Source organism: Gemmatimonadales bacterium (assembly GCA_036265815.1).
Classification (GTDB): Bacteria; Gemmatimonadota; Gemmatimonadetes; order Gemmatimonadales; family GWC2-71-9; genus CAVVWJ01.
The window spans coordinates 15,695-36,750 of record DATAOI010000072.1 but is presented as its reverse complement, the minus strand read 5'-3'; the positions used below and the strand labels follow the sequence as shown (position 1 = coordinate 36,750).

The following is a 21,056-nucleotide window of genomic DNA, read 5'->3' as shown; positions in this document are numbered from 1 at the left end:
GTCGTCTAAGTTCCTGGGAGGCAATGTCATAGCACATAGGTAAGTTTCCCGCAGTAGGTAACTTACCCTGGCCCTATTATCGCCAGACGGAGAATCGACCGCGACTGGGGGCTGGTCTACGTACCACGACCGACCGTGGGGGCGCCGCCCCGAGTCGGCCGAGAGGATGGCCAGCTGAGGCAACGGACTGCTTGCAGGGATTCTGCCGGCGCTACGGGACCCAGCCGGGCAGCTCCGATGCCCGCCGAATCCACCTCGCCAGGAGCTCCTCGTCGAGCTGGTCGTCTTCGTGGATGTCGAGGTAGCGCACTTCCCTGTGCTTGGACTCGCCGGGAGGGACAGGACGCAGTGAGGTGCCGCGGAAGAAGGCCACTTTGACGTACTTCGTGAAGCAATGAAAGTTGAGGAACCAGCCCTGGCCCTCGATGCCATAGAACGGCGAGTTCCACCTGACTGCCTTGTGCACGTCGGGGACGGTACGCACGATGAGCGCGTCGAGCCGGCGCCCGACGTTGCGTTTCCAGCCCGGCATGGCCGCGATGTAGGCCCGCACCGGGGCGTCGCCGTCGGCCTTCGGGATCTGAGGGTTGCCGCCTGCGAGCAGGGTCGGCTTCGCGGCCACCAAGGGGTCCTTGTGCTTGATGGACGTCACTTTCTTCGAAGGTGTCACTTGCCAGAACTGTTGAGGGCGACGGCCTGGCGAACGAGCGCCTTGAAGGCGGACCCGTCAACCTCTTCTCCTTCATGGATGTCGATCGCGCGACGTGTGTTTCCGTCGAGACTCGAGTTGAAGAGACGGGCCGGATCCTGGAGAGACGCGCCCTTGGCGAAGGTCAGCTTCACGACATTCTTGTAGGATTCGCCGGTGCAGATGATGCCGTCGTGCGACCAAACCGGCGTGCCGGGTTTGGTTGGTTTGACCCACTTCCACTCCTCGACGACGTCCGGGTCCGCTTCCCTGATGAGCTTCCGCATTCTGCTGAGGGTTTCCCCGCGCCAGTCTCCAAGCTCAGCGATCCTTTTCGAGATGAGCTCCGAGGCCGACTGGGCTTGGCTCGCGCGCGATTTCGTCATGTTCTCATCCTGGAATTCCCGCCTTACCAGCGCGCCAGCTGAACGAGTTGAATGAGGTTGCCGCAGGTGTCGTTCAGCTGCGCGATGGTCGAGGCGGTCACCTCGGTCGGCGGCATCGTGAACTCGGCGCCACGCGCTTTGACGCGCTCGTGGTCGCCCCTGACATCGTCGGTGTAAAACATGGCCGCGGGCTGGCCCTGCTCGAACATCGCCCGCTGATAGGCCCCTGCTGCCGGATTGTCGTTCAGCGCCAGCTGCAGCTCGGTGCCGTTTGGCTCCTCTGGCGAGGCTACCGTCAGCCAGCGAAACGGCCCTTGCGAAAAGTCGGCCTTCTTCACAAAGCCCAACACTTCGGTGTAAAAACGCAGGGCTTTGTCCAGGTTGTCAACATAGACGCTCGTCAGCCTGATTTTCATCCGACTCTGTTTTCTTACTTGTTCTCGTCGTGCTCAAGATCGTGTTCGTCGTGCGCGAGATACGCGTCCAGACGCGCGTAGTTGCTCTCGGTGCCGATCTTGGCGTACGGGAGCCCGCGGTCGCGCGATGCCTTGCTCGCGAAGAGCATCGAGCTGGTCACCACAGTGCGTCCGTTCTCCTCGGTGAACCTCGTCGTGCTCGTCTGCTCTTCTCCGTTGACACTGGTCACGTAGACGATGCGCTTCGGCGGATCGACCTCGCGATAGGTGCCGGCGGCGCCGAACTCGCGCCCCTGCCGATTGCGCCACACGTAATGCCAGCTTCCGCCCGGTCGCAGATCGATCTCGCAGACCGGCATCGTGAACCCTTCGGGCCCCGTGTGCCAGTTCGGGAGATGCTTCGGATCGGTGAACGCCGCCCACACGAGCGAGCGAGGCGCATCGAACGTGCGAGTGATCACGAGCTCGCGATCGCTCGGCGTGGAGAAGATCGTCCGGTTGCGCGTGCCGGCGCTGGGGCCTTCACTTGGCGGCGTCATCGTCCGGCTTCTCCGACATCAGATGATTGAGGTAGGCGTCGAGACGCTCGTAACTCGCGTCCCAGAACTGGCGATAGTCATCCGCCCACTCGGCCACCCTCTTGATCGGCGCCGCGCGGAGCCGGCAGGGTCTCCGCTGCGCGTCGCGTCCCCGCGAGACGAGGCCGGCGCGCTCGAGCACCTTGAGGTGTTTCGAGACCGCGGGCCCGCTCATGGCGAACGGTTTGGCGAGCTCGCCGACCGTGCGTTCCCCGTTGGCCAGGCGCGCTAGGATGGCGCGCCGAGTCGGATCGGCGAGGGCGGCGAAGGCGCGGGAGAGGGCGTCGGCGGACATATATCCTACCAAAAGGTTATCTAACCAGATGGTTATATACACCACATGTGTGCGGGCGTCAAGCGCCTGTCAGCGAATTCCCCGCTATCGGCGAAGGTTCGTGCCCGAGCTCCGGGTCCCAAGAAAAAATCGCCGGGACCCATTTGGATTCCGGCGACTGAAGGTGCCTGGGAACTTCAGAATGTCGACAGAGCGGGCGACCGGACTCGAACCGGCGACGTCCAGCTTGGGAAGCTGGCATTCTACCACTGAATTACGCCCGCGAGCTGCGGCTCACGCTGGGGCTGAATGTGAGCGGCCCCGACCCCGGTGTCAAGCGGAAATCACTTGCCCAACGACGCCTCCAGAAAGCTCCTCAGGTCGGGCTCGCTCACCGCCGGCTCTCCCGGCGCCACGTTGTCCAGCCGGCCATCTCGCATCCACTGCTCCAGCTCTCCGACCAGCTCGGAGAGGTGGTCGAACGAGTCCACGATGAACAAGAGCGGCTGGTAGTGGTCGATCTCGAAGCATTGATTGATCACCCATTCCAGCTGCACCGGATACCGCTGCACCTCCGGCGAGTCGATGGCGTGGGCGATCTCTCCATAGGAGCTGAGCAGCCCGCTGCCATAGGCCTTGAGGCCGGTGGGGCTCCGCATCAGCCCGAACTCGATGGTGAACCAGAAGAACCGTGCCAGCGCCTTGAAGATGCTGGTGACCCGCCGGATCTTCTCCTGCTCGTCCCGGATGCCGGCCACGATCTCCGCGGCGGTATGGGCGCAGTCGCCGAATCGCACGAGCGTGTCGGCGAACGCCCGATCCGTGTGCATCGGCACGTGCCCAGCGATGTCGTGAAAGATGTCCGGTTCCGGCAGGTAGTCGAGCGAGGCGCCGTCGCGGATGGTGATGGTCGTGGGGAACTCGCGGTTCCGGAGGCAGTCGAAGAACAGGAACGAGGGAACGTAGCCGCTCACCGGCTTCGCCTTGAAGCCGGTGAGCGGGCTGAGAAATCGGTTCACGTCTTCCAGGCGCGGGACCCGGGCCGGGTCCAGACACAGACTGTCGATCCCCTGGAGGAAGCGTGGATTGGCGTAGCCGCGCCAGCGATCCTCCATCCCCGTGAACAGTCGGCGCCAGGCCTCGTGATTCCCTTCCGAGTAGAGCTCGTACGGCTGATGAATGTAGAGCCGCCCCTCCTGCTGGGCCTGTTCGATGAACGACGCGCGGGTCGTCGTGAGCCCGCCGCCGTCCGTCTCTTCCGCGCGCAACACTGCCATAGGCATCTCCTTACTGCCGCGCTTACTTCTGCTTGTAGCGCCAGGCGGAAATGCCCGCCCCCTGAGCCGTGACTTTCACCTCCTGCGACGCGCCGGCTTTCAGGACTGGGATCTGGGCCTCCTGGGTCGCGACGGCCCCGCCTTTGGCGTCCAGGAACTCGACCGCCAGCGTCACCGGCGCTGGGGGAATCGGCTTGCCCGAGGGGGTCTGGGGCGACCGCCCGGTCGCGGTCATCGTGAGCGTGGCGCCGTTTCCTGAGGGCGAGAAGTCCGTCGCTTTCACATCGACCGGGAGCGCCAGCACCCGCTCCGCCATCTTGACCGCGCTGTCCACCTTGGAGCTCTCCTTGTATCCCTCTCCTTGCAGCTTGAGCGCGTTCTCGCTCAACGGCTCGATCGCGGCCAGTTTGGTAGCGGTCGCCAGCAGCTTGGGACCGTCCTTCAGGGCGAGGTAGGTGTTGCTCAGATTGGACAGCGCGTCCCGATTGTAAGGCTCCGCATCGGCCGCTTTTTGGAACGCCGCCGCCGCCTCCGCGTACTTCTTATCGTTGTAGAGGTTGACGCCCGCGCTCATGAGATCCTGCGATGCAGCGGGGGTCGCGCCCGGAGCGCCGCCCGTGTTCACCAGGTCCTTCTCCAGCGCCTGGGCCTTCTCCGCCTGTCCCAGCCCGCGATAGGAGGCGGCCAGCCCGCGCTTGGCCTCGTTGTCGTTGGGCACCCACGAGAGATAGTGCTCGAACGCCGCGGCGGCTCCGTCGTACTTCTTGGCATTGAGCAGGATCGCGCCCTGATTGAACGCCGACCGGTTGCGCACCTTGATCTCGGTGGTGTCTCCGGACGTGACCGGCGCGGCGGCGGCCCGACCGAAGTACAGGGCAGCGCTGTCCGTCTGGCCCTTCTCGTTCATGATGGAGGCGATCTGGTAGTCGGTGATGGGCGACCCGTGATAGACCACGGACGCCTGACGATACAATGCGAGCGCCGAATCGGCGTTCTTCTGCTCTTCGAATTTGCTGCCGGCCTTCACCAGTGTGACCCACGCGTTCTTGCGGTACCCATCCACGTCCTTGGCGCAGTCTGGCGCGAGCTGGACCGCATGAGTGAGCGTGGAATCGGCGTGGTAGATGTCCCCCCGCTGGAGATAGATCCGTCCCAGGAAATAATAGGCGGCGGGATTCTTCTCCTGTCCGTTCTGCTTCATGGCCTCCTGCAGGACGCGCTCCCCATCATTGAGCAGCCGGTCCTTATTCTCCGGCACATCGGTTTCGATGGAGCTCTTGAGGTACGAGGCGCCGCTGCTCACCTTGAAGTGATTCGGTTTGATCTTGCAATTGGGGGCGATATACTGGGCGGGCATCGACTTGGCGACCCGGTCGCTGAGCACGGGCTGCTGGGCGAGCGCGGGGGCTGCACTCGCCGCCGCGACCAGCAGGAGCGTTGAGGCGATATTCGCTTTCACTCGTCATGACTCCTTGTTCGGGGTCAAAAGCCGGGCGGCTCCCTCGGGGCCTACCAAGCGGAGTGCCCGCTCTTGCAAGTCCCTTGCCACCTGGTGGGCGGGCCGGCCGGTGCGCCGTGCAACCGCCGCTACGTCTTCGTATTCGGGCTTGACGCGAGGACCGTCCGGACCCATCAGCACCTTCACGCGGACCCGGGTACCGTCCCCAATTTCAACCTGGACTTCGCGCCGGGGCAGCGTCACCCGTTCCGCGCTCTGGCGGCGGATGCCCGCGGTGGTGCTGTGGCGGAAGAACGCCTCCCCTACCCTCTCCGCCTCGGCGGGCGCGACCGTCGCCTCGACCCGGAATCCGGTGCGGCCCTTCTTCATCTGGCTGGCCCACAGCTGCACATCGAGGGCGCCCGCGGCGAACAGCGCTTCCCTGAGCGGGTCCAGGTACTCCGGGCTCAGATCGTCCAGATCGGTGGACAAGAGGATCACCTCTGCCGCCTCCGCCACCGCCTCGGCCTGGAGCAGGCGGAGCGCATTGGGATAGTGCTCCGGGTTCCGTCCACCCGCACCCCAGGCGCCGCCTCCCACCGCGCGCCAGTGGGACGGCGGCCGGCCCGCCGAGAGCACCCGCAGGAGCACGGCCCCGGTCGGCGTGGTGGCTTCGCCGGATACCGGTCCGTTCGGACCGATCTCGACACCTTCCAGCAGCATCGCCGTGGCCGGCGCGGGTACGGGAATCACTCCATGCGCCGCGCGGACCCAGCCCGTGCCCAGGGTCACCGGCCAATTGTAGATCCGCGTGATCCCGAGGCGCTCGAAGCCTTCGATACCGCCGACAATGTCCACCAGGGCGTCGACGGCTCCCACCTCGTGCAGTGCCACCTCCTCTGCCGAAACGCCGTGAATCCGCCCTTCCGCCTCTCCCAGCAGCCTGAAGGCGTCGACCGCTCGCTCCCTCACCCACCCCGAGAGTGGCGCTCGCTCCACTCGTGCGATCAGCTCTCCCACGTGGTGGTGTGGCGCCCCGCCGCCGGCCCGGCCCGGGTCGCGGGTATGCTCGTGACGGTGACCGTGCTCCTGCGGGTGGACGTGCTCATCAGCAGCGTGACCATCACCCGGTACCGGCTCCGCAGGATGCTCCTGCTTCCCACCGGGCAGCACGACGTCCACCTTGGTGGCTTCCAAGCCACACCGAACGACGGACCCGATCTCGACCCGCACGTCAGGAAACCCGAGACGGCCTGGGAGTGCTCGCAGCCACTCTTCGGGTGCGCCCGCCGCGACGAGCGCCCCGAGCAGCATGTCGCCGCTGATGCCGGCCACCGGGTCCAGGATGGCAAAACGTCCATCGGGCATAGACTTATAAATATGGACTCGATCCCGATCCGAGGCAAACCTCGGCAGTCGGCTATTGGCTCGCCTGCAGGTGCGAGAGCACCCGTTCAGCGAGCCTGGTGGAGAACCCCGGAAGGGTGGCGAGCTCGGAGACCGAGGCCGATCTCACTCCCGCCAGGCTGCCGAACCGCTCCAGCAGCTGGCGCCGTCGCCTCGGCCCCACCCCCGGGATGTTCAGCAGCTCGGAGGTGATGGTGCGTTGGGTCCTGCGCTTGCGGTTGTAGGCCAGTCCGAAGCGATGCGCCTCGTCACGGGCCCGCTGCAGCAGCCGGAGCGACGGGCTCCGCCGGGTCAGGCGCAGGCTCTCCGGCTTGCCCGGCAGGAACACCTCCTCCTCCCGCTTGGCCAGGCTGACCATCGGGATCCCACCCAGGCCGAGCTGCTCGGCCGCCTCCAGCGCCGCATTGAGCTGGCCCTTGCCGCCATCGATGACGAAGAGGTCGGGCATAGGAAGCTGCTCGTCGCGCCTGCGGGTGAGGTAGCGGGTGAGCACCTCCTGGATGGCGGCGAAATCGTCCTGCTGTCCGAGCCCCTGGATCTTGAACTTGCGATACTCGCTCTTCCGAGGGCGTCCGGCCTCGAACCACACCAGCGACCCGACCGTATCGCGGCCCTGGTTGTGGGAGATGTCGACGCATACCAAACTGCGAGGCACCACGCTCATGCCGAGATCGCGACCCAGGGCATACACCGGGTCTTCCGAGCGCTCCTCGGTCTCGAACGACTCAATCTTGAGACTCTCCAGGAGATGCCGCGCGTTCTGGTCCGCCAGCTCCAGCCAGCGGTGCGCCGTGCCGCGCTGGGGAATATTCCAGTCGACGTCCGGAAGCAGTGCCCGCAGAGCATCCCAGTCCTCCGGCGGAAACGGAACGACCAGCCGTTTCGCCCGTTCGGCGGCGGGCACGTAGTAGCGGACCAGGAAGGCGGCGAGCACGGCGCCATCCTCCTCTTCCTCCAGGCCCTCGAGAAAGCGGTGCTCCCGACCGAGCACGGCGCCATCGCGGACCCGGATCAGCACGCCGGCCGCGTCGTCGCCATCGCGGGCATAGCCCACCACGTCGGCGTCGCCGGTGCCGATGATCTCCACGCTGGCGGGCTCCTCCAGCCGGTCGAGCCAGCGGAGAGCGTCGCGCAGCTCCTTGGCGCGCTCGTAGTCTTCCCGCACGCTCGCCGCCAGCATCGCCTCCCGCACCCGTGCGCGCACGTCCTGCGTCCGGCCTTCCAGGAAGCCCAGCACGTCCTCCACCATCTGGCGGTATTCGGCAACGTCCTGCCAGCCCATGCAGGGGGCCTTGCAGCGGCCGATGTAATAGTCGAGGCATGGCCGTTCCCGACGCTCCCGGGGCAGGTCGTCGGCACAGCTCCGCACCGTGTACAGCCGGCGGATGATGGCCAGGGTCTTCCGGAGCTGGCCGACGTCGGTGTACGGCCCGAAGTAGCGGGCACCGGAAATGTCCCGGCGGCGGGTCACCAGGACCCGGGGGAACGGCTCGCCCAGGGTGACCGCGATCGATGGGTAGCTCTTGTCGTCCTTCAGCCGAACGTTGAAGCGAGGGCGGTACTCTTTGATGAGGTTGTTCTCGAGGATGAGCGACTGCGGCTCGCTGGGCACCACGATCGTCTCGACGTCGGCGATGAGGCGCTGCAGCAGCTGGTTCTTGGGGCTGGCCTCGAAATCGGCCGCGAAGTAGCTCCGCACCCGGCTGCGCAGCCGCTTGGCCTTACCGACGTAGAGAATCTCCCCGCCAGCGTCCTTCCACAGATAGACGCCGGGACCTTCCGGCAGGGTATCGAGCTTGCGCTGCAGTGCGTCGGAAATATGTGGCGCGGTCATGGACTATCGCTGGATCGCCAGGCCCGGCGGATGACGAATCTGGCTTCCTCCACCCCCAATCTGTCGGTCATCAAAAAATACACCGCTCCGTACACCCCGAGCACCAGCACCGCCTCGCCCACGGGATGCGCCAGCGGAAGCAGCCGGCGCATTCCCCACCCGGCCAGCGCGGCGAGACCCGCGCTTCCCCAGAGCCGTGCGAGCAGCGCCACCGGCACGCCGGTCTCCCCAATGCGCCGGTTCAAGCTCCGCCGCAGCAGAAGGAACTCGATCCAGCCGGCGATGCCGGCCGAGGCCGTCAGCCCCGCCGCGCCCCATCGCGGGTCGACGCCCAGGGCGCGTGGCAGCGGAAGCGCGAACAGGTACCCCAGCCCCACGGTCAAGGCCACCCGAAGCACCGCGAACCTGAGCGGGGTCCGGGTATCGTGCAGCGCGTAGTAGGTGGATGCGTACAGCCGCCCCATCGTCGACGCCAGCAGGCCCACGGCCGATCCCGCGAGAATGCCCCAGACGTAGATCGTCATCTGGCGAGTGAACTCGCCGGACTGGTAGAGCGCGCCCGCGATCACGTCGCCCAGGGCGAGAAACGCCACCGCGGAGGGCACCACGAAAAAAGCGATCTGCCGGAGCCCGGCGCCGAGACGGCCGCGCAGGTATGCCCCTCGGGTCGCCTCGTCACCGGTTGCGCTCGACATCGCCGGCAGCTCTGCCGCCGAAACCGACATGCCGAACAGGCTGACTGGCAGCGTATAGAGCACCTGGGCATAGGAGAGCCCGGCCACCGCACCGGTCGGGAGCAGGCTCGCGAGTACCGTATCGACGTAGGCGCTGATCTGGACGACACCCCGCCCCACGAACACGGGCCCGAAATTGCGGAGCACTTCGGCCACGGCTGGAGAGCCGCGGACCAGCCGCGGCAGCGTTCCGTGCAGCAGCCGCATGACGGTCGGAAGCTGGATCCCGAACTGTAGGAGGCTGCCGGCGACGGACCCCCAGGCCGCGATCTCGGCCAGCCCGTACTGCGGGACTCCTCGTCCGAACCCGACGAGAGATCCGATGATCACCAGATTCCACAGGACCGGCGCCGTATAGGAGAGAAAGAATCGCCGGTGGCTGTTGAGGACCCCGAGGCACCAGGCCGACAGCACCAGGAGACCGGCGCCGGGAAAGAGGATCCGGACCAGCCGGATGGTAACCTCCCGCTTCACGCCCTCGAAGCCCGGCGCGATGATCGCGATCATCCAGGGGGTGAACAGGATCCCCGCCAGCACCAGTCCCGAAGTGACCAGTCCCAGCAGCGCCGCGACCGCCGCCGCCACCCGGCGCGCTTCCCGCTCCTCCCCCGCCGCGCGGAGCCCGGCGTACACCGGAATGAAGGACGCCGAAAGCACCCCCTCGCCGAACAGATTCTGCAGGAAGTTCGGGATCCTGAACGCGGCGTTGAAGGCGTCCGCCGCATCGGAGGTGCCGAAGTAGTGAGCGAAGACCCGGTTGCGGATGAGGCCGACGATGCGGCTGAGCAGAATGCCGGCGGCCACCGTCATCGCCGGACGAGGCGTGCGGCGGGGAGGGGCGGTCAGGAACCCGGCGGCGGTGGGAGGGTGGACCGGTGCGACGGCTCGGCCAGCAGCCGTTGCAGGAACGCGTTCTCGTCCTGCAGCGTCTGAACGCTCCGGGTCAGATCGTCCACGTCGGCCTCGAGCAGCTCGACCTTCTTGGCCAGCTCGGCCAATCCCGGCGGCGTGGCCTGGGGGCCCTCCAACCGCCGCGCGATGGCACGCCCGATCGGAGAATCCACCACGATGCCCATGATTGGAATCAGAAGCGCCACGATCAGGATGAGCGCGATGATCGACATGGGTCGAGTCTACGAAGGTTGCCGCGGCCCTTCAAGGGCGAGTGCGTACCATCCCTCGATCGCGGCGGCCAGCTCCTGCAGCAGCCCGGGTCCGTAGCGGGCCAGAAACGGCGCCACCGTCAGCACGCGCTCCTGGGGCTTCTGGTTGGGAAGCACGGCGGCCCGGGCCTTGGCCAGCTGGCCGAGCTCGGTCTCCTGCCGGCGCTTGAGGTGCTGCACCAGTTTCTTCTCGACGTCCTGGGTGCCGGCTACCGCCTGCTGCCGCACACCCTGAATCGGTCGCGTGAGGGTCGGATCGATGGTCGCGGCGGCATGGGCCAGCCGATCGTAGCCCGACTCGAGCGCTGCTCGGATCGACCCGAGCGCCTCGACCGCCTCACTCGGCAATTGCGATCGGACCAGCCGCGCCTCCAGGGCTCCGGAGGGCTCCAGCAGCTCGGCCAGCGTAATGCCGAACTTTTCCACGACTCGATCGACCCGCGGCTCCACCACCACGCCGGACCAGCGCGGCAGCGGCTGCTGCCGCTCGATGCCGAGCCGATGGTAGATCGGCGGCGTCAGCACCAAGTAGCGGAGCTCGCCGGGCCCGCCCAGGTAGGCCACTGTGGGGAGGAGCACGCTCTCCAGCACCGGCCGAAGCAGCACGTTGGGTGAGAGCCGGTCGGGCCGCTCGGCGGCGATGCGCTGGAGGGCCGCCAGGTCGAACCGCTCCCGGCTGCGGCGGGTGACGAACGCGGGTCCGTCCGCCACCAGGCGGTCTCGTCCGAGGCCGGCTTCGAGCATGACCAGCGACGCTCCGTCACCCACTGTAACTCCCGACGTGCGTGCCGTGGTGCCCAGCGCCTCGATATGGCGGTCGAGGTCGCGCTCGAGATCCCCCGCAGTGGCGAGGGCGCGCACCAGGTGCGGAGCCATCGCGCGCTTGACGGCGAGGTGGGTGCTGTCGAGACAGAGTACGTCGAGCGGAGCCAGCAGCTCCGCCATGGCACCTCCGTAGCTGCCGGCGACGGTCGCCTGCGGGCGATAGTGCCGTTCCAGCCAGTCCAGAGTGGACTGGCGAAACTCGGAGGCTGGAAGATCGGCCGCGAGCCGCTCCAGCGCGGGGACGATACCTGGTCCGAGCGGCTCGCGGTACATCGGGGTGAGCGGGGCCTCCGGCGGACGGGGCGGCAGGCCCGCCGTCACCACGCTTCCATCTCCGCCGATCCAGGAGGCCTGGCTGGCCTCGGCGAAGTCGTGGTCGTCACCCGCCAGCCAGAACACCGGCACCACCGGCCGTGACCACTCCCGCTCCAGTAGCCGCGCCAGCGCCGCCGCGGAGAGCGCTTTGTGAATGGTGTAGAGTGGACCGGTAAAGAGCCCGGGCTGCTGTCCGGTGGTGATAGCGACCGCCCCCGGGAGCTGCAGGCGGGCGAGTCCCGCCGCGAGCGCTGCGGACGGGACGAACGCCGGGGCCAACGCGGGATCGAACCCGTTGGATCGGGGTTGCGGACGCTCCAACGGCCCGTCGACGATCGGCGTCGGGACGAAGCGCAGGCTCATGCGGTCTGTCCGAATAGGATCGTGCGCGGCGAGGTGTCGGTGAGCGGGGCGGCCTGATAGTCGCCGAAGCGATGCCGGAGCGTGATGCCCGCGTCCCGCATCATCGCCGCGATCTCCTCCGGGGCGAACAGCCGCACCCGCTCGGCGAATCGCTGGCTGCCGCTTTCGATGGACTTGCAGACGTAGCGCCCATCCGCTGATACCGACCGCCCCACCCGGAACTCCACGTCTCCGACCTGCACCGTCTCCTTGGCCACCAGTTGCCGGCGAACCGCCGCGGCGTTCAGAAAGTCGAGCACGAACCAGCCGCCTGGCCGGAGGGTGGAGACCATTTCCCGGAGCGCCGCGGCATGCTCCGCGTCATGTTCGAAATATCCGAAGCTGGTGAAGAGGTTGACGGTGAGGTCCATCGAGCGGGGCCGGACCGGCAGCTGCCGCATGTCGGCCCGGATGAGAGGCGCGTCGGTCAGGCGCTGCGCGATACGGAGGAGCGTCGCCGAGAGATCGAGGCCGAAGCAGCGCGCACCCGCCGAGCGGAAGGCCCGGGCATGGCGTCCGGCGCCGCAGGCCACGTCGAGCACCCGCCAGCCGGGCTGGAACGGAATCGTGCCGACGATCAGCTCCACCGCGCGGTCCGCCTCTGCCTCGTCGCGATGGGGGTAGAGCTCGAGGTATTTCTCCCCGAACCACTCCTCGAACCATTCGGTCACTGGCCGCTCATCTGGCACCCTTGTGATAGGGTTCGCCCCGGAGGATCGTGAACGCCCGGTAGACCTGCTCCAGGACCACCAGCCGGGCCAGCTCGTGCGGCAGCGTGAGCGGGCCGAGGCTCCAGCGCATCTGCGCCTCGGCGATCAGCTCGGGGTCGAGTCCGCGAGACCCGCCCAGCAGCAGCGCGAGCGGCCGCCCGGCGAGCTGCCAGCGCTCCATCTGTCCGGCCAACGCCTCGCTGGTGAGCGCCGTGCCCTCGCGAGCCAGCGCGACGAGACCGGCGCCGGCGGGCAGCCGCTCCCGCAGCCGCTCCGCTTCCTGCCGCCGCTGGGCGGTTAGAGTGGGTGCCCGGGCGGCCTCCCGTATTTCGACTTCCCGCACCCGGACGTAGCGCGACAGTCGGCGAAGATAGTCGTCGCACGCCTCGCGGAGGCTGGGGCGCAGCTTCCCGACCGCGAGGAGGGCGATCTCCACCTAGGCGTACATACCCCGGAGCCGGTGGACCGTGGCGACCCGCTGGATCGCCAGCATGTAGGCCCCGATCCGAAGGTTGATGCCGTGCCGTCCCGCCATCTCGGCGACCTCCTCGAAGGAGCCGACCATGATCCGCTCGAGCCGCTGGTTGACGGTCTCCTCGTCCCAGAAGTAGCCTCCGCGGTCCTGCACCCACTCGAAGTAGCTGACCGTGACACCGCCGGCGTTCGCGAGAATGTCGGGGATCACGAACACGCCATTGTCTTCCAGGATCTTGTCCGCACCGGCCGTGGTCGGGCCGTTGGCGCCTTCGCAGATGATCCGCGCCTTGATGGCGCCGGCGTTCTGACTGGTGATCACATTCTCCAGCGCCGCCGGGACCAGCACCTCACAGTCCAGCGTCAGCATCTCGGTGTTGTTGAGGTGCTCCGCCTCCTTGTAGTCGCTCAGGAAGCGGTGCTGCTTCACGTGCTGCTGCAGCTCCCGGATGCGCAGGCCCTTGGGATTGTACACGGCGCCCGACTTGTCGCTGACAGCCACGATGGTGAGCCCCAGCTCCTCCATCAGCTGGGCGCTGATCGAGCCTACGTTCCCGAACCCCTGGACCACCACGCGGGTTCCCTGGATCGGCATGCGCAGGCGCTTGAGGGCCTCGCGGGTCACGATCATGCAGCCCCGCCCCGTCGCCTCGCGGCGGCCGAGCGACCCACCCATCTCGATCGGCTTTCCGGTCACGACGGCGGTGACCGTATGCCGCTTGTGCATGGAGTAGGTGTCCATGATCCAGGCCATCATCCGCTCGTTGGTGTTGACGTCCGGTGCGGGTACGTCCGAGTCGGGGCCCAGGATGTCGATGATGGCGGAAGTGTAGCGGCGGGTGATCCGTTCGAGCTCGGCATTGGAGAGGGTGGCCGGGTCGCAGATCACGCCCCCTTTGGAGCCACCAAACGGGATGTTCACCACCGCGCATTTCCAGGTCATCCACGCCGCCAGGGCCTTCACTTCGTCCAACGTCACGTTCATATCGAAGCGGATGCCGCCCTTGGCCGGACCCCGCGAGGTATTGTAGAGGACCCGGTAGCCGGTGTAGACCTCCACCTCGCCGTTGTCGCGCAGGAAGGGGATCGACACGATGATCTGCTTCTCCGGACTCCGGAGCACCTTGTAGTGCCCGGGATCGAGACTCAGCCGCTGGGCCGCGTAGTCGAAGCGCGACATCATCGCTTCGAACGGATTCTCCTCGTTGAGGAAGGTGTCCTTCTCGGGTCGGATGAGGAACTGACTGGGTCGACCGGTGGTAGTCATAAGCGGTCCAGGATGCTCCGAGGCTGATTTTGTGTTAGAGGCTTTCGACCGGTGTGACGACGGCGTCCAGCGCGGCGGTGATGCGATCGCCGCCCTCTTCCCATACCAGATCCAGCATCGCCACCAGCGGCTCCGGTACGGCATGCGGCCAGCGGTCGCGCAGCTTCACCGCATCCTTCTGGGTGATCACCACGTGGTCGGCCCGGCGGGCCGCATGCGCCAGCCACGCCACGTCCTCGTCGCGGTAGTCGTGGTGGTCTTTCCAGGTGGCGACCTGGACCGCGGCACCGGTCGCCTTCGTCTGAGCCACGAACGCGTCCGGGTCGGCGATGCCCGACGCGGCCACCACCCGCTTGCCGGCCAGCGACGTCGCGGGCACCCGGGCGCGACTGACCAATCCCTCCAGCGCGCGGAGGCTCAGGTGAGCGACGGCCAGGGGCCCGGCGACCCGGCCGCGGAGCTGCTCTGCCAGCGTGAGGGCCGCCTCGATCGTGGCCCGCTTGCGAGTGATCACGACCGCGTCCGCGCGCGCCAGCGCATCCCAGCTTTCGCGCCAGGGGCCCGCTGGCAGCGGCCAGCGCACCGCGCGGGTGGTCTCGGCGCTCATCACCACGATGTTGAGGTCACGGCGCACGTCGAGCCGCTGGTAGGCATCGTCCAGGACCAGGACCTGAGCCCCGTTGGCGAGGGCGCGCTCGGCCCCCGCCAGCCGGTCGGGATCGGCCACCACCACGGCCCGCGGCACCGAGTCCTGATGGACCAGGGTCTCGTCTCCACCATAGCCCCGAAGCAGGATGCCCGGCGTGAGCCCGCGCGCCACGTAGTGGGCCGCGATCCAGCTCGCGATCGGCGTCTTGCCCGAGCCGCCCACGGTGAGATTCCCGACGGCGACCGCCGGCAGCGGCAGGTCGCGGACCGGCAGCCAGCCTTGCCGGTAGGCGAGGCCGCGTGCCACCATGCCGGCATGCCAGAGACCCGACACCGGTAGCAGCGCCAGCCGGGCGAGACGCGCGTCGGGGCGGCGGCTGGTCCAGAGCCAGCGCATCAGCCGGTGGGTGTCTCCCCGCCGGGTCACCGGGCGGCCCCCGCGATCTCGTCCAGACGTCGGCGTGCCTCCGTCATGCCCTGCGAGAAGCCCGCCTCTCCCGGGGCGACCTCGAACGGCCGCCCGTACACCACGCGTACCCGCGCGGCGGGCTGGGGAATGATGAAGCGGTCCCACGAATGTAATCGCCAGGCACGGTCAACCTCCGCGTGCAGCGGCACGATCACCGCCCCACCTCGCTGGGCAGCCGCCACCACCCCGGGCTTGAGCTCACGGCGCGGGCCTCGAGGCCCGTCCGGGGTGAAGGCCACGGCATGGCCCGCCTGGAGCTCCCGTACCGCGCCCAGCAGGGCTCGCGCCGCGCCCCGTGTGCTGGAGCCCCGCACCGCTCGGTAGCCCAGGGAGCGCGCCAGGTCGGCCAGATACTGGCCGTCGCGCGCCTCGCTCACCACGATGGCGATGGCCTGCCGTCGGTGCTGCCAGAGGAGCGGAAGCAGGGCCTCGTGCCACAGCAGAAATACCACGGGCCGCTTCGCCTCGTGGAGCGCCCGCCAGCGCTCCTCGTGCTCCGTTCGAATCCGCCAGGAGTGGGCCAGCAGCCGCACCGCCGGCCCGGCCAGAACCCGGGCGGCTCCCGGTGGGACCTTCAGCCGCACGCGGCGAGGAGCTCATCGGCGAGCTCGACGACCCGGGCGGCGGCGCCCGCGGCACCCAACCGGGCTCGCACCAGGGCGAGCCCCTCGTGCTGCGACACCGTCCGCGGGTCGGCCGGGTCGAGCAGCGGCCCGAGCGCGTCGGCCAGCGGTCCGGCTTCCGCCTGATCCTGCAGCAGCTCGGGCACCACCTCACGCTCGGCCACCAGGTTCACCAGGCTGACCCAGCGGACGGTGCGGAGTCGTTGGAACATGTGCCAGGTGAACGGGTGCACCTTGTACGCGACCACCATGGGAACATCCGCCAGCGCGGCCTCGAGCGTGGTGGTGCCCGACTTGGCGAGGGCGGCATTGGACGCGGCGAAGAGAGAGATCGGATCGCCCCGCACGATCTCGATCGGCCCGGGATCGGCATACTCACCGGTCGCGGTGCCCGCCACCAGCACTCGATCGCACCGGCGTTCACCAAGCAGCCGGAGCGCCGCATCGCGGAATGGCTGCCACAGGCGGCGGATCTCCTGGCTGCGGCTGCCGGGAAAAATTCCCAGCACCCGGCTCTCGGGCGCGATCCCGAGGCGGGCGCGGGCGGGTGCCCTGTCGGGCCACGGTCCGCGGTCAACCAGCGGATGTCCCACATATTCGCTCCGGAGGCCCAGGCCGCCGAAGAATGGCTGCTCGAAGGGAAGCACCACGGCCAGCCGGTCCACCGCTGCCGCGAAGCGGCGGGCGCGTCCTGGATGCCAGGCCCAGAGTTGGGGCGCAATGTAGTAGAGGACCTTGGTCCCCGCCCGCCGTGCGGCCTCGGCAACCCGAACATGAAAGCCGGGGTAATCGATCAGGATCACCAGATCGTAGCGCCCGGTCCTGAAGTCCCGCCGCAGCGCCCGGAACAGTCGCACGTGAGCCGCGAGCTTGGTGACGATTTCCACCAGACCGAACGCGGCCAGCCCCTCCATCGGATACCGGATGGCTGCGCCGGCCTCGGCCATGCGCGGGCCGCCGAGCGCGTCAATCACGGCGTCCGGATAGCGCTGCCGGAGTGCGCGGACCACCCCGGCGCCGTGCAGGTCCCCCGAGGGCTCGCCGGCCGAGATGAAGATGCGGGGGGCGGCCCGCGCGATCATCCGAGCGACGTGGCGGCCAGCGGGGAGGCGCGGACCGCGTCGGTGACTCGGAATGCCAGCGCCAGCGCCGCCCGGCCTTCCTCACCTCGCACCACCACCTCCCGCTGGCCCTGCACCGCGTGCACGAAGCTCTGCAGCTCCAGCGCGAGCGCGTCCGCTTCCGGCGCTTCCAGCGCGATGCGCTCGACCACGTCGCTGAGCTGCTTGCCGGTGCCCGGCCGCCAGCCGCTCCGCACCCGCATGAATTCCCCGCCCCCGCTGGCAAGATCGAGCGAGAGATAGCCATTGGGCTGGAACAGCCGAAGTCGCCGGATGCGCTCCCGCGAGACCCGCGACGCGGTCGCCAGCGCCACCGTCCCGTTGGCGAACTCGACCCTGGCATTCGCGATGTCGAGATGAGAGGAGAGCACCGGAAGGCCGGAGGCCCGGACCTCAGTGGCCTCCGCGCCCCCGGTGAGATGCAGGACCAGATCGAGGTCATGGATCATGAGGTCCAGCACCACGGCGACATCGGTTCCGCGAGGCTGGAACGAGGCCAGCCGCTGGCTCTCGATATAGCGCGGCCCGTCGAGATACGGCTCGGCGGCGCGGAGGGCCCGGTTGTAGCGCTCGATGTGCCCCACCTGGAGCTGGACCGCGCTCCGTCGCGCGGCGGCGATCAGGGCATCCGCCTCCTCGAGCGAACCGGCGAACGGCTTCTCCATGAGCACCGGTACGCCGCGCTCGAGCGCCCGGAGGCCCACGGCCGCGTGGGCGGGCGTGGGCACGGCAACGGTGACCGCCTCAACCCGGCCGAGCATCTCTTCCAGGTCGGCGAAGCACTGGGTTCCGCACTCCGCTGCCACCCTGGCGCCGCGCTCGGTGTCGATATCGCAGACGCCGACCAGGCGCGCCTCGGGCAGCGCCGCCAGGTGGCGGGCGTGGTGCCGTCCCAGGGCCCCTACTCCGATGACGCCGACCGGCAGCGGCGTGCTCACGCCGGCACGCCGCGCTCGGACGATTCGACGAACGCCAGGAATCGCTCCACTTCCGGGAACGGGGGCAGGTCGGTCCGCGCCCGCTCGAGCGCCTGGGAGAGATTGAGCTCGGAGTTGAAGAACAGCCGGTAGGCCCGCTTGAGCGCCGCCACGGTCTCGCCGGAGAAGCCGGCGCGCTGCAGCCCGATCGAATTGAGCCCGTAGAGCTCCATCGGGTTGCCCACCGCCTTCACGTACGGCGGAATATCCTGGTTGACCCGGGAGCCGCCACCGACGAAGGCATAGGCCCCGATGGTCACGAACTGGTGGACCGCATTGAGCCCGCTCAGCACCGCGTGGTCCTGGATGGTCACGTGCCCCGCGAGCTGGGTGCCGTTGGCGATCACCACCTCGTCTCCGAGGTGGCAGTCGTGCGCCAGGTGGACGTAGCTCATGATGAAGCACCGGGCCCCGACGGTGGTGCGGAAGCTCTGGGTGGTGCCTCGGTTGATGGTGGAGTACTCGCGGATGATGCTGCCGGGACCGACCTCGACCCAGGTCTCTTCCCCTTTGTACTTGAGGTCCTGGGGATCGCCGCCGAGAATCGAGCCGTCCCCCACGGTCACGTCCTCGGCCAGACGGACGTTGCGCTGCAGCCGGGCGCGGGGGCCGATCCGACATCGGTCCCCGATACAGACGTGCGGACCCACCATGGCCCAGGGCCCGATCTCCACCCCCTGCCCCAGCTCGGCGGCGGGATCGAGAATGGCGGTCGGGTGCACCACCGTGATCACCGGTCGACCACTCGCGCCATCATTTCGGCTTCGGCCACCACGTTACCGTCCACATAGGCCACCCCCTTCATCCGGCAGGTCCGGCCGCGGTTCTGCAGCATCTCCAGCTCGCAGCGCAACTGGTCGCCGGGCAGGACCGGCCGGCGGAACTTCACGTTGTCGAGCGACATGAAGTACACCACCTTCTGGTCGGGATCCTCGATCGTGCCCAGGAGCAGCATGCCTCCGACCTGGGCCATCGCTTCGATGATCAGCACGCCCGGCATGATCGGATGGCCGGGAAAGTGGCCCTGGAAGAACGGCTCGTTGATGGTCACGTTCTTGATCCCCACGATCCGTCTGGTTCCCTCGACCTCCAGGATCCGGTCGACCAGGAGGAAAGGGTACCGGTGGGGAATCACGTCCAGGATCCGGCCGATGTCCATCGCCACGCCTCCGTTGCGCAGAGCGGTTCGAGTGAGCCAGCGGGCCAGCGCGATATTTCCCTGGTGGCTCGGTCGGGTTGCGATCACATGAGCCTGGACCCGGCCGCCGACCAACGCCAGGTCGCCCAGGATGTCGGCCGCCTTGTGGCGCACGAACTCGTCGGGCCAGCGGAGCGCACCCCCGACGAGCCCCTCGTCCGAGAGCACCAGCGTGGACTCCAGCGCCGCGCCCAGCGCCAGCCCGCGGGCATGGAGCGCGTCCGCCTCACGAAGGAACCCGAAGGTACGCGCGCTGGCCAGCTCGCGGGTGAAATCCTGCGGGGTGATCTCGTAGCTCCCCGTCTGCCGGCCGATCAGCGGGTGGGCCCACTCTATGGTGGTGGTGAGACGGAGCGAGCGGGAGGGTGCCACCACGTAGCTGGAGTCGCCTTCGACGAGCTCGAACGGGGTGCCCACCCGGTAGATCAGCGGCTCGCCCGGCTGCTCGCAGAAACCCGCTTCCCGCATGGCGGTGACATAGGGCTCGAAGGAGCCGTCCCCGATGGGCGGCTCGGGCCCGTCCAGCTCCACCGTCAGATCGTCGAGCTCCAGCGCGGCGGCGGCGGCGAGGAGGTGCTCGACCGTCTGCACCGTTCCCGGGGCACGTCCCAGGGCGGTCCGCCGGTCGGTCGACTGCACCTCCGCGATCGTGGCGGGCACCGGGAGCGCATCGGGCAGGTCGACCCGCCGGAAGACGATGCCCTGCCCCGCCGGCGCCCCGGTGCAGCGGGCCGTGACCTGGACCCCGCTGTGGAGACCCACCCCACGCACGACGGCCGGAGCGGCGAGCGTGCGCCTAGGCATCGCCCTCGGTCTGGGCAACCAGCCGCTCCAGTTGGGTGATGATGGGGGCCACGCGATAGAGCGCCGCCTGTGCCCGAAGGAATTGCCGGTGGGGCCGCGCGGGGTGCCCGCTGAACGAGGCCCCGCCAGGGATGTCACCGAACACCGCGCTCTTGGCGGCCACCCGAACCCGGTCGCCGATGAGGAGATGGTCGGTCACGCCCACGTGGCCGGCCAGGATGACGTCGTTGCCGATCCGGGTGCTCCCGGCGATGCCGACGCCGGCCATCACCAGGCAGCGCTCGCCCAGCCGCACGTTGTGACCCACATGGACCAGGTTGTCGAGCTTGCTGCCGCGGCCGACCACCGTGTCGTCCACACTGCCCCGATCCACGCACGAATTGGAGCCGATCTCGACGTCGTCTTCCAGGATGCACCCGCCGACGTGCGGAATCCGGGTATGCCCCGCCGGACCGGACAGATACCCGAACCCATCGCCACCGATCACCGCGCCGGCCTTGAGGACCACCCGGCTGCCGATGGCACTGCCCGAATAGCAGACCACCCGGGGCCCGATCACGGTGTCCTCTCCCACGGACACGTGTTCGCCCAGGGAGACCCCTTCGGCCAGCCGGCAGCGCGCCCCGAGATGGACGCCCCGGCCGAGCACGACGAACGGCCCCAGATGGACGTCCGCTCCCAGGACGCACCCTGGTCCCAATCGGGCGGTGGGGTCTACGCCGGGCTGATGAGGGACGGCGGGAAACAGCGCGTCCATCACCCGGGTCAGTGCGGCGTAGGGATCCCGCACCACGATACGGGTGCGCGGACCCGGCTCCGCGTCGGCCAGCGCGTCCGGTACCAGCACGGCCCCCGCGCGGGAGGAGCGCAGCTCCTGCGCGTATCGGCTGGAGATGGCAAAGGAGAGCGCCTCCGGCCCGGCCCGGTCCAGCGGCCGGATGGCGCGGATGGTGACCGCCCCATCGCCAAGCAGGCGGCCACCGACGAGCTCGGCGACCGCCTGCGCGGTAAGGCCTCCAGCAGTCACG

Annotated in this window: 22 protein-coding genes and 1 tRNA gene; all 23 read right to left on the bottom strand. The window is 68.4% G+C overall.

The annotated features are described in order from the left end of the window. Positions 1-211: 211 nt before the first annotated feature. Positions 212-652, bottom strand: a complete 441-nt coding sequence (locus VHR41_15595) for a DUF1801 domain-containing protein (GenBank protein ID HEX3235620.1) — start codon at positions 650-652, stop codon at positions 212-214. Positions 653-666: 14 nt separating this feature from the next. After that, positions 667-1,074, bottom strand: coding sequence for a DUF1801 domain-containing protein (locus tag VHR41_15590; protein ID HEX3235619.1), 408 nt, complete (start codon positions 1,072-1,074; stop codon positions 667-669). A gap of 23 nt (positions 1,075-1,097) precedes the next feature. Then, a complete protein-coding gene (locus VHR41_15585) occupies positions 1,098-1,490 on the bottom strand; it encodes a VOC family protein (protein HEX3235618.1) in 393 nt (130 codons plus the stop codon). Between the two features lie 14 nt (positions 1,491-1,504). Next, positions 1,505-2,029, bottom strand: a complete 525-nt coding sequence (locus VHR41_15580; protein HEX3235617.1) for an SRPBCC domain-containing protein — start codon at positions 2,027-2,029, stop codon at positions 1,505-1,507. Next, positions 2,013-2,363 (bottom strand): metalloregulator ArsR/SmtB family transcription factor, encoded by a 351-nt coding sequence (locus VHR41_15575; GenBank protein HEX3235616.1) that lies wholly within the window; start codon positions 2,361-2,363, stop codon positions 2,013-2,015. The genes VHR41_15580 and VHR41_15575 overlap by 17 nt, the downstream gene beginning before the upstream one ends. A 191-nt stretch (positions 2,364-2,554) precedes the next feature. Continuing rightward, positions 2,555-2,626, bottom strand: a tRNA-Gly gene (locus VHR41_15570). A 60-nt stretch (positions 2,627-2,686) separates the two neighbouring features. Continuing rightward, a complete protein-coding gene (locus VHR41_15565; GenBank protein HEX3235615.1) occupies positions 2,687-3,619 on the bottom strand; it encodes a phenylalanine 4-monooxygenase in 933 nt (310 codons plus the stop codon). 22 nt (positions 3,620-3,641) lie between these two features. Beyond that, complete coding sequence (locus VHR41_15560) at positions 3,642-5,078, bottom strand: hypothetical protein (protein HEX3235614.1); 1,437 nt, start codon at positions 5,076-5,078, stop codon at positions 3,642-3,644. Positions 5,079-5,081: 3 nt separating this feature from the next. Next, entirely contained in the window at positions 5,082-6,425 is a 1,344-nt protein-coding gene (larC, locus tag VHR41_15555) for a nickel pincer cofactor biosynthesis protein LarC (GenBank protein HEX3235613.1), read from the bottom strand. 52 nt (positions 6,426-6,477) lie between these two features. Further along, positions 6,478-8,298 carry an excinuclease ABC subunit UvrC gene (gene uvrC / locus VHR41_15550; protein ID HEX3235612.1) on the bottom strand — a complete coding sequence of 607 codons (1,821 nt, stop codon included), beginning with the start codon at positions 8,296-8,298 and terminating at the stop codon, positions 6,478-6,480. Further along, a complete protein-coding gene (gene murJ / locus VHR41_15545; protein HEX3235611.1) occupies positions 8,295-9,836 on the bottom strand; it encodes a murein biosynthesis integral membrane protein MurJ in 1,542 nt (513 codons plus the stop codon). The genes uvrC and murJ overlap by 4 nt, the downstream gene beginning before the upstream one ends. Before the next feature lie 38 nt (positions 9,837-9,874). Further along, positions 9,875-10,156: a hypothetical protein gene (locus VHR41_15540; GenBank protein HEX3235610.1), complete on the bottom strand. Its 282-nt coding sequence runs from the start codon at positions 10,154-10,156 to the stop codon at positions 9,875-9,877. Positions 10,157-10,165: 9 nt separating this feature from the next. Continuing rightward, entirely contained in the window at positions 10,166-11,698 is a 1,533-nt protein-coding gene (bshC, locus tag VHR41_15535; protein HEX3235609.1) for a bacillithiol biosynthesis cysteine-adding enzyme BshC, read from the bottom strand. After that, the gene (locus VHR41_15530; protein HEX3235608.1) at positions 11,695-12,408 is read right to left on the bottom strand and encodes a class I SAM-dependent methyltransferase; all 714 of its coding nucleotides are present in this window, start codon (positions 12,406-12,408) and stop codon (positions 11,695-11,697) included. The genes bshC and VHR41_15530 overlap by 4 nt, the downstream gene beginning before the upstream one ends. Before the next feature lie 7 nt (positions 12,409-12,415). After that, entirely contained in the window at positions 12,416-12,883 is a 468-nt protein-coding gene (rlmH, locus tag VHR41_15525; protein HEX3235607.1) for a 23S rRNA (pseudouridine(1915)-N(3))-methyltransferase RlmH, read from the bottom strand. Beyond that, positions 12,884-14,188 (bottom strand): Glu/Leu/Phe/Val dehydrogenase, encoded by a 1,305-nt coding sequence (locus VHR41_15520; GenBank protein HEX3235606.1) that lies wholly within the window; start codon positions 14,186-14,188, stop codon positions 12,884-12,886. A 34-nt stretch (positions 14,189-14,222) separates the two neighbouring features. Further along, on the bottom strand, positions 14,223-15,233 hold the full coding sequence (locus tag VHR41_15515; protein ID HEX3235605.1) for a tetraacyldisaccharide 4'-kinase: 1,011 nt from the start codon (positions 15,231-15,233) through the stop codon (positions 14,223-14,225). A 26-nt stretch (positions 15,234-15,259) separates the two neighbouring features. Further along, entirely contained in the window at positions 15,260-15,889 is a 630-nt protein-coding gene (locus VHR41_15510; protein HEX3235604.1) for a lysophospholipid acyltransferase family protein, read from the bottom strand. Continuing rightward, positions 15,880-17,010, bottom strand: a complete 1,131-nt coding sequence (gene lpxB, locus VHR41_15505; GenBank protein ID HEX3235603.1) for a lipid-A-disaccharide synthase — start codon at positions 17,008-17,010, stop codon at positions 15,880-15,882. The genes VHR41_15510 and lpxB overlap by 10 nt, the downstream gene beginning before the upstream one ends. Next, on the bottom strand, positions 17,007-17,987 hold the full coding sequence (locus VHR41_15500; protein HEX3235602.1) for a Gfo/Idh/MocA family oxidoreductase: 981 nt from the start codon (positions 17,985-17,987) through the stop codon (positions 17,007-17,009). The genes lpxB and VHR41_15500 overlap by 4 nt, the downstream gene beginning before the upstream one ends. After that, a complete protein-coding gene (gene lpxA / locus VHR41_15495) occupies positions 17,984-18,751 on the bottom strand; it encodes an acyl-ACP--UDP-N-acetylglucosamine O-acyltransferase (protein ID HEX3235601.1) in 768 nt (255 codons plus the stop codon). Before lpxA ends, VHR41_15500 begins: the two co-directional genes overlap by 4 nt. Before the next feature lie 5 nt (positions 18,752-18,756). Next, positions 18,757-20,028, bottom strand: a complete 1,272-nt coding sequence (gene lpxC, locus VHR41_15490) for a UDP-3-O-acyl-N-acetylglucosamine deacetylase (GenBank protein ID HEX3235600.1) — start codon at positions 20,026-20,028, stop codon at positions 18,757-18,759. Next, the gene (gene lpxD / locus VHR41_15485) at positions 20,021-21,055 is read right to left on the bottom strand and encodes a UDP-3-O-(3-hydroxymyristoyl)glucosamine N-acyltransferase (protein HEX3235599.1); all 1,035 of its coding nucleotides are present in this window, start codon (positions 21,053-21,055) and stop codon (positions 20,021-20,023) included. The genes lpxC and lpxD overlap by 8 nt, the downstream gene beginning before the upstream one ends. Position 21,056: the final 1 nt, after the last annotated feature.

What these genes read in the sequence shown, in the direction of transcription:
- VHR41_15590 (HEX3235619.1), bottom strand. Translation starts at nt 1,074, where the DNA reads ATGACGAAATCGCGCGCGAGCCAAGCCCAGTCGGCCTCGGAGCTCATC.
- VHR41_15585 (HEX3235618.1), bottom strand. Translation starts at nt 1,490, where the DNA reads ATGAAAATCAGGCTGACGAGCGTCTATGTTGACAACCTGGACAAAGCC.
- VHR41_15580 (HEX3235617.1), bottom strand. Translation starts at nt 2,029, where the DNA reads ATGACGCCGCCAAGTGAAGGCCCCAGCGCCGGCACGCGCAACCGGACG.
- VHR41_15575 (HEX3235616.1), bottom strand. Translation starts at nt 2,363, where the DNA reads ATGTCCGCCGACGCCCTCTCCCGCGCCTTCGCCGCCCTCGCCGATCCG.
- VHR41_15565 (HEX3235615.1), bottom strand. Translation starts at nt 3,619, where the DNA reads ATGGCAGTGTTGCGCGCGGAAGAGACGGACGGCGGCGGGCTCACGACG.
- larC (HEX3235613.1), bottom strand. Translation starts at nt 6,425, where the DNA reads ATGCCCGATGGACGTTTTGCCATCCTGGACCCGGTGGCCGGCATCAGC.
- uvrC (HEX3235612.1), bottom strand. Translation starts at nt 8,298, where the DNA reads ATGACCGCGCCACATATTTCCGACGCACTGCAGCGCAAGCTCGATACC.
- VHR41_15540 (HEX3235610.1), bottom strand. Translation starts at nt 10,156, where the DNA reads ATGTCGATCATCGCGCTCATCCTGATCGTGGCGCTTCTGATTCCAATC.
- bshC (HEX3235609.1), bottom strand. Translation starts at nt 11,698, where the DNA reads ATGAGCCTGCGCTTCGTCCCGACGCCGATCGTCGACGGGCCGTTGGAG.
- VHR41_15520 (HEX3235606.1), bottom strand. Translation starts at nt 14,188, where the DNA reads ATGACTACCACCGGTCGACCCAGTCAGTTCCTCATCCGACCCGAGAAG.
- VHR41_15515 (HEX3235605.1), bottom strand. Translation starts at nt 15,233, where the DNA reads ATGCGCTGGCTCTGGACCAGCCGCCGCCCCGACGCGCGTCTCGCCCGG.
- lpxB (HEX3235603.1), bottom strand. Translation starts at nt 17,010, where the DNA reads ATGATCGCGCGGGCCGCCCCCCGCATCTTCATCTCGGCCGGCGAGCCC.
- lpxC (HEX3235600.1), bottom strand. Translation starts at nt 20,028, where the DNA reads ATGCCTAGGCGCACGCTCGCCGCTCCGGCCGTCGTGCGTGGGGTGGGT.